Source organism: Dysosmobacter welbionis (assembly GCF_005121165.3).
Classification (GTDB): domain Bacteria; phylum Bacillota; class Clostridia; order Oscillospirales; family Oscillospiraceae; genus Oscillibacter; species Oscillibacter welbionis.
The window spans coordinates 2697643-2710429 of the sequence record NZ_CP034413.3; the positions used below are offsets into that span (position 1 = coordinate 2697643).

Annotated in this window: 13 protein-coding genes, 1 tRNA gene, 1 pseudogene and 1 riboswitch; of the genes and pseudogenes, 10 read left to right on the top strand and 5 right to left on the bottom strand. The window is 54.2% G+C overall.

Annotation, left to right across the window (positions count from 1 at the left end):
- Positions 1-59 precede the first annotated feature (59 nt).
- Positions 60-1019, top strand: coding sequence for an HpcH/HpaI aldolase/citrate lyase family protein (locus EIO64_RS14175; protein ID WP_136891508.1), 960 nt, complete (start codon positions 60-62; stop codon positions 1017-1019).
- Positions 1020-1074: 55 nt separating this feature from the next.
- Positions 1075-1161: transfer RNA gene (locus tag EIO64_RS14180), tRNA-Leu, on the top strand.
- 223 nt (positions 1162-1384) lie between these two features.
- Here EIO64_RS14180 and EIO64_RS19270 read toward each other — a convergent pair.
- The 4 genes and pseudogenes from EIO64_RS19270 to EIO64_RS14200 form a co-directional block, all read right to left on the bottom strand.
- Positions 1385-1825, bottom strand: a pseudogene (locus EIO64_RS19270) (site-specific integrase); the annotation flags it as partial.
- Between the two features lie 230 nt (positions 1826-2055).
- On the bottom strand, positions 2056-2439 hold the full coding sequence (locus EIO64_RS14190; protein WP_119310642.1) for a CDP-alcohol phosphatidyltransferase family protein: 384 nt from the start codon (positions 2437-2439) through the stop codon (positions 2056-2058).
- Positions 2440-2473: 34 nt separating this feature from the next.
- Complete coding sequence (locus tag EIO64_RS14195; protein WP_119310643.1) at positions 2474-2737, bottom strand: HPr family phosphocarrier protein; 264 nt, start codon at positions 2735-2737, stop codon at positions 2474-2476.
- Between the two features lie 70 nt (positions 2738-2807).
- Positions 2808-4211 (bottom strand): MATE family efflux transporter, encoded by a 1404-nt coding sequence (locus EIO64_RS14200; RefSeq protein WP_136891509.1) that lies wholly within the window; start codon positions 4209-4211, stop codon positions 2808-2810.
- A 162-nt stretch (positions 4212-4373) separates the two neighbouring features.
- Positions 4374-4487, bottom strand: a riboswitch (FMN riboswitch).
- A 173-nt stretch (positions 4488-4660) separates the two neighbouring features.
- On the opposite strand from EIO64_RS14200, the gene EIO64_RS14205 reads away from it, so the two are divergent.
- Together EIO64_RS14205 and EIO64_RS14210 are read left to right on the top strand one after the other, a co-directional pair.
- Positions 4661-5518 (top strand): patatin-like phospholipase family protein, encoded by an 858-nt coding sequence (locus tag EIO64_RS14205; protein ID WP_021748552.1) that lies wholly within the window; start codon positions 4661-4663, stop codon positions 5516-5518.
- A 403-nt stretch (positions 5519-5921) separates the two neighbouring features.
- Positions 5922-7367 carry a sodium:solute symporter family protein gene (locus EIO64_RS14210; protein WP_119310646.1) on the top strand — a complete coding sequence of 482 codons (1446 nt, stop codon included), beginning with the start codon at positions 5922-5924 and terminating at the stop codon, positions 7365-7367.
- 125 nt (positions 7368-7492) lie between these two features.
- Here EIO64_RS14210 and EIO64_RS14215 read toward each other — a convergent pair whose 3' ends face one another.
- Positions 7493-7963 (bottom strand): hypothetical protein, encoded by a 471-nt coding sequence (locus EIO64_RS14215; RefSeq protein WP_136891510.1) that lies wholly within the window; start codon positions 7961-7963, stop codon positions 7493-7495.
- A 171-nt stretch (positions 7964-8134) separates the two neighbouring features.
- Between EIO64_RS14215 and EIO64_RS14220 the strand changes: the two genes are divergently transcribed.
- From EIO64_RS14220 to EIO64_RS14245, 6 genes are all read left to right on the top strand, one after another.
- Positions 8135-8311 carry a hypothetical protein gene (locus EIO64_RS14220; protein WP_158629797.1) on the top strand — a complete coding sequence of 59 codons (177 nt, stop codon included), beginning with the start codon at positions 8135-8137 and terminating at the stop codon, positions 8309-8311.
- 244 nt (positions 8312-8555) lie between these two features.
- The gene (locus EIO64_RS14225) at positions 8556-8801 is read left to right on the top strand and encodes a hypothetical protein (protein WP_145985052.1); all 246 of its coding nucleotides are present in this window, start codon (positions 8556-8558) and stop codon (positions 8799-8801) included.
- Positions 8785-9504, top strand: coding sequence for an amidohydrolase family protein (locus EIO64_RS14230; protein ID WP_136891511.1), 720 nt, complete (start codon positions 8785-8787; stop codon positions 9502-9504). Before EIO64_RS14225 ends, EIO64_RS14230 begins: the two co-directional genes overlap by 17 nt.
- On the top strand, positions 9480-10136 hold the full coding sequence (locus tag EIO64_RS14235) for an amidohydrolase family protein (RefSeq protein WP_136891512.1): 657 nt from the start codon (positions 9480-9482) through the stop codon (positions 10134-10136). The genes EIO64_RS14230 and EIO64_RS14235 overlap by 25 nt, the downstream gene beginning before the upstream one ends.
- Before the next feature lie 25 nt (positions 10137-10161).
- The gene (locus tag EIO64_RS14240; RefSeq protein WP_136891513.1) at positions 10162-10917 is read left to right on the top strand and encodes a serine hydrolase; all 756 of its coding nucleotides are present in this window, start codon (positions 10162-10164) and stop codon (positions 10915-10917) included.
- A 33-nt stretch (positions 10918-10950) separates the two neighbouring features.
- On the top strand, positions 10951-12378 hold the full coding sequence (locus EIO64_RS14245) for an alanine/glycine:cation symporter family protein (RefSeq protein WP_021749396.1): 1428 nt from the start codon (positions 10951-10953) through the stop codon (positions 12376-12378).
- Positions 12379-12787 lie beyond the last annotated feature (409 nt).

Consider the following 12787-nt stretch of genomic DNA (forward strand, 5'->3'; position numbering starts at 1 on the left):
AGCGCCCATAAGTGCCCGGCCGAAGCCGGCCGCTGATCTGAAGGTAAAAGAGGATGAGCATGAGAAGCAAGTTGACTGGATATGACGTGGGAGCACTGCTCTACTGCCCTGCCAACGCCCACGGGTCGATTGTGGGCGCGATTGTGGAGCAGCGGTTTCCAACGCCGTATTCTCTGGCGTTCTGCCTGGAGGACACGGTGCGGGAGGACGCCGTGGCGGACGCGGAGCGGATGCTGCGGGGGACGCTGTCCCGGATCGCGTCCGCTGCGGAGGGCGGCTCCTTTTTTCTGCCGCCCATTTTTGTCCGGGTCCGGTCACCGGAGCAGCTGCTGCGGCTGGCGGAGGAGTACGCCCCGTTTTCCTCCATTCTCCGTGGATTCATCCTGCCCAAGTTTTTCCTGGAGAACTGCGGGGCCTATCTTGCAGCCATCCGCTCCATCGGCCGGACGGAGGAGTACTTCTATATGCCGGTGTTTGAGTCTGCGGCCATGATTCCCCCGCAGACTCGCCGGGAGGCTCTGACGGAGGTGCGGGCCCAGCTGGACACCGTGTCTGGCTCTATTTTAAACATCCGGGTGGGGGGGAACGACCTCTCCCACGCCTTCGGCCTGCGCCGTCCGGCAAATCGGACCATCTACGACCTGCGCCCGGTGGCGGATATCCTCATCGACATCGTGGCGGCTTTCGGCACTCAATACGTGGTGTCCGGCCCGGTATGGGAGTATTACTCCGGCGAGGGATGGGAAGAGGGGCTGCGCCGGGAGATGGAGCTGGATCTGCTGAATGGCTTCACCGGCAAGACCGTCATCCATCCCAATCAGATCCCCGTGGTGAACGAAATGCTCCGCGTTTCCCGTCAGGATTACGCGGACGCCCGGGCTATCCTGAACTGGGATACCGGCAGCGGCAGTCTGGTCTCTGCCAGTGAGGACGGCGGCCGGATGAACGAGTACAACACCCATAGCCGCTGGGCCCGGCGGATCCTCCTGCGTGCGGAGCGGTACGGCGTCAGGGCGTGAGAAAAAGGACTTGAATTTCGCTCCGACCTCCTGTATAATAAACCAGTATCCACCGGCCAGTGTGATGGAATTGGTAGACGTGACGGACTCAAAATCCGTTGGTGGCGACACCGTGTGGGTTCGAGTCCCACCACTGGCACCAGTTGAAAATACTCAGGTTTTTCATGAATTGAAAACCTGAGTATTTTCTTTTTGAAGCCCGGTTCTCTCCTGGAGTTCTCTCCTCCGGCTTGAATCGCGGCTGAGATGCCAGGGGTGATGCTGACTGTCTGGTTCATTTTCGTTGCAGGCTGTTTCTTGGAATCCGTGTCCAGGTGCGCGTAGATATTGGCGGTTGTAGCGTAGCTGCTGAGTCCCAGCCAATCCTGAATATCCTTCACCGCGACTCCGTTTTTCAGAAGCAGGGATGCGCACGTATATCTGAAATCGTGGAAACGAATCGGACGAAGGCCGTGCTGCTTCAGGACCCGTTTGAAATGGTCGGACACAAAATTAGGCTTATATGGGATACCCAGCTCGTTGACATAGATGTACTCCGACTCCGTGTAGCAGTTTCCGCAGAACTCTTTACAAGTGGCTTTCCGTTCCTGCATCCGCAGCAGAAGTTCCCGGTACTGGGGAACCGGCGGCATCGTTCTGCAGCTGGATTTGTTTTTCATCCGGTTCTTGCCTTCGATCACACTCTTGCCATCGGAACGATACTGGACCACGGTATGATCGACCGTGAGAATATTTCCCTCAAAGTCGATTGCGCTCCACCGCAGTCCCATAACCCCACTTCTACGCAGGCCGTAGAACGCAGCCATCAGGACCGGAAATTCTACCGGATCTCCTTACATAAAATGTCCATCAAAAATGACCAAATAAATAAAATGGTTGTCTTAATGCATGTGTATTCGCTCCATACGGAGCCGGCCTGTAAAAGTAAGTATGCGCTCGTGTTACATTTTTGTTTCTCCCAAAAGGGAAAACCGTTCACATCTTCAAATGGATCATTTGATAGAAAAGTCACACGGGTGTGGAGGAATTCGTATGCCTAAGATATTTTCAGATTGAGCATTTTCCCTTTTCTGAAAAAGAGCAGGCCCATAACCACCATGTAGCCCTCCTTGAGCACCATAAGACCAAACAGGACCCACATCTGGGGATAGCGGAAGGCCAGACAAAGAGCCAATGCACCGTGTGTCAGTTTGTCCGCGATCGGGTCAAGCGCCTTGCCCAAATTTGTGATCATGTTGAACTTTCTTGCGATCATCCCATCAAACAGATCCGTGAGACTGGAGAGGAGGACAACACCTGCGGCCCAATGGTACGCTTCTTTTGCCAGATAGAGGTAACAGAATACCGGAATGAGGAGGAGCCGAAAATATCCCATCAGGTTCGGAATAGAGAATCTCTCTTTTGTGTTGAATGGCTTCATTGAGGTTCTTCTCCATCTCCTATATGCAGACAAGTCATGCGGAAGCAGAAGACTGGAAAAATTGCGACAACGCGTTTACAGCTTCGGCTTCGTCAGGGCCGTCTGCAGCGACCTGTACCTGCTGTCCCTGACGAAAGCCGAAGGAGACGACCCCGAGAAGACTTTTCGCATTGATGCTTCGCTCACCGGCGATTATGCGGATGGTGCTCTGAAAGACATTGACATGGCTTACAAACAGTGCGGCTGTATGTGTGGTGAAATCTTCCTCCAACTGCAATGAAAGGGTCCGCGTTGTCATGGGAATCGTCCTCCCAATGATAGATTTTCATTTATAAATGCTCGATCCAGGGGCTTCGGAACATGTGCGCTTATGATGCGCGATATTTGCGCTCTCCTTTGCACAGCCAGCCCTTTCTTCTCCAACTTCGAAATTCCCAGCGGGCCAGCAGCAGGCAGAGCAGGAACGCAAGAGCATCGGCTATCGGTGCGGCCAGAAGTGCGCCGTCTAGCCCGAAGGAGCGGGATAGCAGAAGCGCCAGAGGGATCAGGAAGCAGCCCTGCCGGGCCAGAGGAATCAGCAGGGACTTACCAGGCCGGCCGATCCCCTGGAAGAAGGAGGCTGAGGTCATGTGAAGGCCATACAGGAAAAAGGCCAGCATATAGAGCCGGAAGCAGTGCTGTGCGCAATCCAGATAGAGCGCATTGTCCGATACAAAGCAGCTTGCGATCTGCCGCGGGAACACCATGAAAATGAGAAACCACACCACTGAAATGCCTACTGCAATAAGAGAAGCTATATGGAATGTCTTTTGGACCCGCGCATAGTGGTTGGCGCCGAAATTATAGCCGTTGATGGGCTGGATGGCAGAGGACACCCCGACGAACATGGAGTGAGCGATCTGGTAGACCTTCATCATCATGCCGTAGACGGATAAGGCAATGTCACTGCCATAGACTGTGGCGGCTCCATAGGCCCGCATCAGATTGTTCAGGGTAATCTGCACCAGAGCGGAGAGCATCTGCGTAAGCAAGCTGGGGAGGCCCAGTGCCAGAATACGACAGGTCAGCTTCCGTGTAGGGCGCAGGTCCTCCCGCCGGATATGAACGGTTTTGAGGCGGCGCAGGTAGAGCAGGGCCAGGCATCCAGCAGCCACCTGCCCGATCACCGTGGCGATCCCGGCGCCCACAACGCCCATCTTCAGCGGAAAGATAAAGATAGGGTCCAGGATCAGATTGATGACCGCCCCTGTCATCATGCACTTCATCATGTACTGCGGGGAGCCGTCTGCCCGGATAATGGCGGTGAAGGCGGGACAAAGGAGCTGGAACGGGATCCCCCATGCGATGGCGCGCATATAGGACAGAGACTCTGCATAGGCAGTCGACGTCGCGCCGAAAAGGACTACGATCTGCGGGGCGAAGATGCCGCAGGCCAGAGCGGCCAGCAGACCGCTGGCCAAGATCAGGGTGAGGGCGTGACTGATGGTGCTGTCCGCCTCCCGCTGCTCTTTCCGACCCAGGCACAGACTGATATTGGCGGCACATCCGTCTCCCAGCATCAATGCCACAGCATTGACCAGAATGGTCAGCGGGAACGCGATATTAGTGGCTGCCATTCCTGTAATGCCCACGCCCTGTCCGACAAAGATCTGATCCACGATGTTATAGAGGTAGTTGACCATCAGTGTCAGTGAGGTGGGAACGGCGTATCGAACGATCAGTTTGGGTATGGGATCCGTTTCCAATGGGTTTGGCTGCAGGTTTGGCTCCATAGCAAGGCTCCTTCCGTATTCATACTGGACGCTTCCGAGGGAGAAGCCGCCGGAAATAAAAAATCCCGGCGCCATTTCCCTGACGCAGAGAGATGGCTGTACCGGGTGCTTAGAGTATACACTTTTGCTTGAGGAGGATGGGCATCCGGCACGGCACCAGAAAGCCTTCTTCTCCCCTCCAGACCGAACCTGTTGGCTCCGGAATTCCACCGGATTAGCTGATCGCTCGCGGACTGTTACCGCCAGTAGAGAAATATCTCGTTTCCGAAGAAAACTTACATACCTAAATGTATCATTAAATAAAAGAACCGTCAAGGAAAATGTCCTTCCCGCCGTATCAACTTCTGCGCTTTCTGATCGATATCCTGTGTCTCGTACAAGGCATTCCATTTTGGCTTTTCCTGTGGTAAAATATCAAAATCGACAAAATCACAGGAGGCAGGACAGGGATGAAAACGGGCTTGGTCTTGGAGGGCGGCGCCATGCGCGGAATGTTTACCGCAGGCGTTCTGGACTCCTGGATGGATGAACAGATATCCTTTGATGGAATCGTCGGTGTGTCGGCCGGTGCGCTGTTTGGGATCAATGCTCCCGCCGGTCAGAAGGGACGCGCCATACGGTATAATTTGAAGTATATCCGGGATAAGCGGTACATGGGGCTGCGCTCGCTGCTGACCACGGGCAATCTGATCAACGCCGACTTCGCCTTCTATGAGGTGTCCTCCAAGCTGGATATATTTGATGAAGCGGCCTTTCAGAGATCGGGCGTTGACTTCTATGCCGCGGTCACCGATCTGCACACAGGCGCCCCGGAGTATATCCGGATCACAGAGCCGTTCCGTCAGATGGAGGTCCTGCGGGCCACCTCTGCCATGCCCTATGTCTCCCGGCCTGTGGAGTTGGATGGGAGATTCTACCTGGATGGCGGGGTCAGCGACAGTATTCCAGTCCATTTCTGCAAGAGTCTGGGCTACGACAAGACCGTTCTCGTGCTCACACGTCCCTTGGAGTATCGGAAAGAGCGGCCCGCAGCATGGCTTCAGCGATTCAACCGCCTCTATTACCATCGCTATCCGGCCTTTGCGGAGAGTCTGAACCGGCGGTGGGAAGTCTATAACCGGCAGGTGGAGGAGATCATAGGGATGGAGCAGCGCGGGGAGCTCTTCGTGGTTCGGCCCAATGGCCCACTCCCAATCAGGCGTGTGGAAAAGGACCCCGCCAAGCTGCAGGCTGTTTATGACCTCGGGGCAGAGGCCGGCAGGGCGTCTCTCAGCGGACTGAAAGAGTATTTGCTGACGCATGAATGATGGTAGATGATATAGGAAATTGCGCATCCAGCAGGCAGGGGCTTGTATGGATGCGCAGTTTTTCTTTGTGCAGTATACAGCGTCCCTTGGTCCAGGTATCATGATTGGCAAAACTGGCGGGATGGCATATATACTTTTTGAATAAAGAATTTCTGATACATATCGGACAAATTGACATTTTTTTCAAGTAACATTATAATGTTCATATATTCACTGCCACAAGAGGACGTGGTTAGAAGGGGTGAAGAATATGGATCAGGATCTGCCCTTATGGGTAGAGGGCTGCGCCGAAACATATATAATGTGGGTGTGAATGGAAGCAGACAGCTGCTGAAGATCTTGCCGGACAAAGGTATGCAGGTGCGGCCCTCTGGAGCAAACAAAGAAAAGGAGGGCATTTTTGATGGATCACAGCGTATTGACGATTTTGGATCTGGGAATCATTACGGCATACCTTGTCATCATGGTCCTGGTGGGGGTCTATTCCGTCAGGCGGATCCAGAACACAAAGGATTATTATGTAGCGGGCCGGTCCTTTGGGCCGATGGTGCTGATGGCCACCGTCTGCGCGACGATCATCGGCGGCAGCGGTCTGATGGGCCGGGCAGGTGTGGCCTATACCGACGGCTTCAAGGCGGTCCTTACCGCAATTCCATACCTTCTGGGAATGTTCATTTTCTCCGGCATCGCCGGGAAGATCTCGGATATCGGGATGCAGTACGGGATCACCTCTATCCCGGAGCTGTTTGAACGGCGGTTTGGCCGGGCAGCCAAGATCACCCTCTCTGTGCTGATCGCGTTCGCCATGATGGGGACGGTGGCCTCCCAGGTCACCGCCACGGCCACGATCATCCGGATGCTGGGGGGAGAGTTCGGCCTCTCCTATGAGATGGGCGCGCTGATCGCAACAGTGGTCTTTATGGTCTACACAGCCACCTCCGGCCTGTTCGGCGTGGTATACACCGACGTGCTGCAATTTTATATGCTGATCGTCTTCGTGTATATCCTGATCCCGGTGGCGGCCCTGTTCAACGTGGGCGGCTTTGCGAACTTTGCGGCCAACCTGGACCCGGCGCTGGTGGAGCCGCATATTGACGGCAGCATTTTGGGAGACATCATCACCTATCTGGTTTTCACCATGGCAGGTGCGGAAATGTGGCAGCGCGCATTTGCCGCCAAGAGCCGAAGGGCGGCAAAGCGCGGGATGTTCCTGGGTACGGCCGTATACGGCGTGACCATTGTGCTGGTCTACTTCATGGGTGTTGTGGGCCGTCAGATCCTCGGCGGCGACATCCTGGCGCAGTATGGCTCGACGGACGCTGTCGTTCCGGCCCTGGCGATCCGGATCCTTCCCGCCGGTCTGACGGGACTTGCGTTGGCCGGTATGCTCTCGGTCATCATGTCCACGGCGGACAGCTATCTGCTGGTATCTGTGCAGACCTGCGTCCACGACATCGGAAAGACCATCCGTCCCCAAATGCCGGAGCGGACCGAGATCTCCCTCTCCCGCATCTTCTCCATTGTCCTGCCCCTGGGCGCGCTGGTGATCGCGTTGTACATCCACAATGCATACAACATCCTCATGTTCGCCTGGAGCTTCTATGCCGCATCGGCTGGGATTCCCGCATTTGCAGCGCTGTTCTGGAAGAAGGCAACCAAGACCGGCGTCATGGCCGGGTTGCTGGGCGGGTTTGTTGTCTGCGTTGGCTGGAAGCTGGCAGGCCAGCCCTTCGGCCTTGGGGCGGCGGTGCCGGGCACGGTTGCCTGCGGTATCGCACTGGTCGTTGTGAGCCTTGCGACTTATAAGCGCGCACCGTCCGTATTCCTGAAAGCTGAAAAGCAGAGCTGATAGGGAGCTGCTGCATCCCCATATCGGAAAGCAATGGAGTGAACATTATAAGAGCCAGCCGGAAATTTTGAAGATCCCCGGCTGGCTTTGTTTTGGCGTATTACTGATAGATAAAAAGTCTCCGATCAGACAGCAGACCTCGCCACTGCTGTCTTTGCCCCAATACCAATGGCACACACCGCTTTTTCAGATCGCGTCACCAATGCGGCGGTCAGCGCTCCGTCCTCAGAGCTTCCGACAGCGTATGGCAGTTCTTCATCTTCTGCATCCCAAAATCCTGTCCTGCACGCATCAACTACATGGCGGGACGGTGGCCTGCGCTTGTGCGCCTGGCCATGGACCATCTTTGCAACAACAAAGGTTACTGGATTTCTGCTGCGGAACCGGATGATGGCAAAGGCTGAGAAGTGATCCTGATTTGTCCGGAGCACAGCTTCAGCAGACCGATATCCTGCCGTGTGACGCGACATATCCCATGCGGATTTGTCAGCAGAGCGACATCTGCCTTCTCGCCATTCCAAGCCATTCTCAGAAAGGAAACTAATATCGTTCAGAAAGGCGAATTGCAGGAAGAAGTCATTGCAAAAATACAACAAGCACGCCCTGCGGAGCGATGGGGAGAAAGACCAAAACAAGGGAGGCACGCTTTTACAACCCGTATCCGTCATTGCGGGCCGCCCACCGCGCGGGACTTCTATACACCATGGTATAAAACAGTTCTGCGGGCTTTTACGCCGTCACAGGGCACAGCCGGGCAGAGATCATTTGTGCCAGTGCGGACCGCAGCAAGACCAATGGACCTGATCGCCTGGAAACGCGTGCTGGATGGGCGTACGATGAGCGGGTATTCCAACTGCATTGAGTATCTGATCGAGCGCCAGAGCACCTTCGCCATGTGGAAATTTGCCGCCTGTGTCAGTGAGCTTCTGGTTTTCCGCCGATAGGATATTTTGGGATAAGGGCGCGCCCCCAGACAAGCGGCCGTCGTCAAGGCAGACAAGGAGCATGATGCGTTCAACAAGACCCGGAAAATGGTCTCCGACTCTAACAAGGAAGTGCTCAGAATACTGGAGTCAGGAGATGGAAAATAACTTCATTATATAATTGGCTTTTTCGTGATCTTATGGTATGATACCCTTACGCTGTCCAGAGCATAATTTCTAGAATGAATCCCCCTCTGTAATGTGAGTGAATCACCGCAAAGTGGTACTGTTCGGCGCCGATGGGCGCTATCTTTTTGTCTGGGCGGATGTAGAAGCACGGATGAAGAAGAATTACAATATGCATTGTATGCCGATGGTTGTGCTGTTGAACCTCGGAGAGGATGCGCTGGTTGTCCGCCGCCAAGGATATGAAGGCGTGCCGCAAAATACGGGCCTGCCTGAATGGCTGACGGACGGAGAAAGGGGGCAAAGTGATGCGCACACTGATTAAACACGGACTGATTGTAGACCCGGCCAGTCATGTTCACTCCAAAAATAATCTGCTAGTGGAAGACGGGCGTATTCAGGGGCTGACTGCTGAAGAGCCGGAAGCTGATGTGATTTTGGATGCCGAAGGGATGGTGGTTTCACCTGGTTTTGTGGATATCCACATGCACGAGGATCCTTATGACCCAGAGGAGGGGCGACTGATTCCCAGCATTATGACCTCCATGCTTCGCATGGGAGTCACTACAGCGATTGGTGGAAACTGCGGTATCAATACGGTCTCGCCTCTGCGGTATTTAGAATTGATGGACCGTGATGGCGGCCCGATCAATATGGGACTACTAGCTGGCCATACCTTCCTGCGGGAGCAGGCCGGGCACCGGGACAAGTACAGTGCAATTCGGCCCGATGAACAACAACGGTTGTCAAGGCTGGTCAAAGAGGCTCTGGAAGCAGGTTGCTTTGGGGTGTCCTTCGGTATTCGCTATGTACCCGGTGTGACACGGGATGAGATGGTGAAAACCGCCTGCTTCTGCCAAAGCCATGGCCGTCTTGTGGCCGCCCATGTGCGAGATGACGCGGATAATGTATTCGGCGCGGTGGAGGAGTTGGTTTCCATAGGGCGGCAGCTGGATCTTCCGGTTCAAGTTTCCCATGTGGGAAGCATGGGGGATTTGGGCAGATGGAACGACTGCTGGCCCTCATAGATAGATATCGCGCCTCCGGTATGGAACTGAGCGGAGATTGCTATCCGTATGACGCTTTCAGCACGCGAATAGGGGAAACAACCTACGATGAGGGATTTTTGGAGCGTTACTGCACACAGTATTCTGCGATAGAAATCTGCGAGGGTATGTACAAGGGACAACGATGCACGGAGAGATTGTTTCATGAACTGCGTCAGACAGCACCGGACACATTGACGGTCTGCCATGTTATGAAGGCGGAGGATGTAGCTTTGGCCCTGTCTCATCCGGCCATTATGCTGGCCAGTGATGGGCTGATGGATCGGGGGCAAGGACACCCGAGAGGTGCAGGGGCGTTTCCACGCCTGCTGTGCCGGTATGTTGCAGCCGGGAAGATGAACTTGGATGATGCGGTCGCCAAGATGAGTGCCATGCCGGCCCAAAAACTGGGGCTGACGAGAAAGGGGACCTTACGCAAGGGCGCAGATGCAGACATCGTAATTTTTGATATGGATCGGATCCGGGACTGTGCTACGTTTGAGCATCCCGACCGTCCTCCGGAAGGGATAGAATGGGTCTTGATTGGGGGAAAAATCGCTGTGGAACACGGAACAGTCAAGCAGTCAAGTCTAGGACGAGCCATTCGCGCTTAGCAATGGAGCAGGAGGGAGAGACGGCATGGACGAATATGTGAAGCGGCAGCTTTCCTCAGTTCCGGGGCATATCGGATTTTACTACAAAAACCTAGTCACGGGAGAAACGGACGGAAGCCGCCAAACGGAGTTGTTCCAAGCGGCCAGCGTAATTAAACTGCCAATTTTGGCGGCCATCCTGCTGGAGGAGCGGGAGCATCCCGGTGTGCTGCAGGAGCGGCTCTTGGTCCGGGACGGCGACAAAGTGCCCGGATGCGGCGCATTGCAGCATATCTCCGGTACGCAGGCGTATGACATAGAAAGCCTCTGTAAGCTGATGATTACTATCAGTGACAATACGGCTACGAATGTGTTAATCCGCCGCTTTGGCATTGAGTTCCTGAATGAGCGATTCCGGGTGCTCGGCCTTCAGGAAACCAAGATTTTTCGCTTTCTGTTTGACACGGAGGCCGCACGTCAGGGAAAGGAGAATTTATGTCAACCGAAGGAGATCGGTAGCCTTCTGGAGGAAATCTACCACGGACGCTGCGTGAGTGCCAATGCGTCTGAGCGAATGCGGGCGATGCTATCGCAACAGCAGATTAACCATAAAATCCCCAGCCTGCTTCCGCCCACCGTGCGGGTGGAGCACAAGACCGGCGAGGATGAGGGGATTACGAATGATGTGGGGATTCTATATGGGAGAGAACCCTGTGTTCTGGTATTGGTATCCAATGAAACTGATGTACCGGCCTTTGAGCAGGTAATCCGGACAGTGAGCCTGCACTATACACGAGTGTGATGACAGACATATAGAAAAAGGAGAAAACTTGTTATGGCCATTATTAAGACGATCTCGGACCTTCTGTGGGGAATGCCTCTCATCGTACTTATTCTGTTGGCTGGCATTATCTTTACGGTCGGCTCCAAATTCTTTCAAATCGCACACTTAAAGCATATTCTGAAAAACACCATTGGAACACTTTTTTCAAAAAAGGACAACGGTAAGGGCATGATGAAACCCTTGGAAGTAATCAGCATTGCCGTTGGCGGAGCAGTGGGTGTTGGCAATATCGGCGGCGTAGCGACCGCTATCGCGGTGGGCGGACCGGGTGCAGCCTTTTGGATTTGGGTTGCGGCCTTTTTGGGCATGATGATGAAAATGGCCGAAGTTTCCCTGGCGGTATACTACCGTTCAAAGGATGAAAAGGGCGGCTATTATGGTGGGCCTACATACTATATGGAGAAAGGGTTGGGACGGGATAAGGGCTTCAAATTCTGGGGCGTGCTGGCGGTTATCTTCGGGATCGGCATTTTTGGAAATGTCTTTTCCATGCAAAACTTCACGGTCGCACAGTCCGTCAACGCCACTTTTGGCATTCCCATGCTGGCGGTAGGTTTAGTCTATGTTGGTCTCACCTATTTGGCTACTGTCCGTGAAATTCCTTGGCTGGGCAAGCTGGCGGCGAAAGTAGTTCCCCCCATGTGCGTCTTTTACCTGGTAGGCGGAATCGTGATTATCATAGTAAATATCACACAATTGCCCGCAGCACTTGGACTGATTATCAGCGATGCATTTACCGGGACCGCAGCCACCGGCGCTTTCATGGGAGCGGGCGTGGCTTTGATTATCCGAACCGGCTTATCCCGCGCCATGTTCTCCAGCGAGGCTGGCTGGGGTACATCGCCTATGATTCACGCCTCCGCCAAAACGGAGCATCCGGTGAAGCAGGGATTGTGGGGGGCATTTGAGGTTTTTGTCGGTACGATGTGTATCTGCACGGTTACCTCCTTGGTTATCGTCGTTACCGGCCTGTGGGATTCCGGCCTGGATGGTGCTCCATTGACCTTGGCGGCTTTCGAAACAGTGCTTGGGCCTGTTGGAACTATCATCATCACGGTGGCCATTTTCCTCTTTGCTCTTTCTACTACTACCGGATGGTGGGCTTATTTCGAAGTGCTGTTGCGCCATTTGTGCGGCACGAATGAAAAGCTCAAGCGGACCTTGATTAACGTATTTAAGGTAATCTACCCCATTCCCGGGTTCCTTGTAGTGCTTCTGGCTGCGGTGGGAAACGATATTTCTGGTGCGGATATTTGGGAAATCGCCAATTTGACAACGGGAATACCTGCCTTTGTAAACCTGATTGTCATTGTCATACTGAGCGGAAAGTTCTTCCAATTGCTTAAGGACTACAAGGCTCGTTATCTGGGAATCGGTACCGTTGATCCGAACTTCAGACTTTTTGATGAAGAGGAATAAACCGAGCCTGAAAATGGCGGATTGAGAAGCCAAGAGGGGGGCGTGGCTCTGCCACGCCCTCCAGCGGCGGAAAATATCAGGACAGCGCATCCAACACCACATCGAACAGATGCATAGGGTTAAGCTGCCCTCTGTCATAACGCTGGCAAGTGAATCAACGAAGTCCCTGTCGCAGGAAACGGCTGGAATCAATGTCACATCGGTACAGACTCCATCCATCACTTCGGCCTGTATTCCATAAGACGGAAGTCAGCTGGACTGCAATGGTACAGATCGGCCATGCGGCACACGATGCCAAATGGAGGGGCAGAAGTCCCTGCCTCATACAACAAGTGTACGTGCTTTGCTGCGGCCGCTTGGGTGTATCCGGCTTTCTCCCGGCTTGCTCGAACGGATTTTCAGGATGACC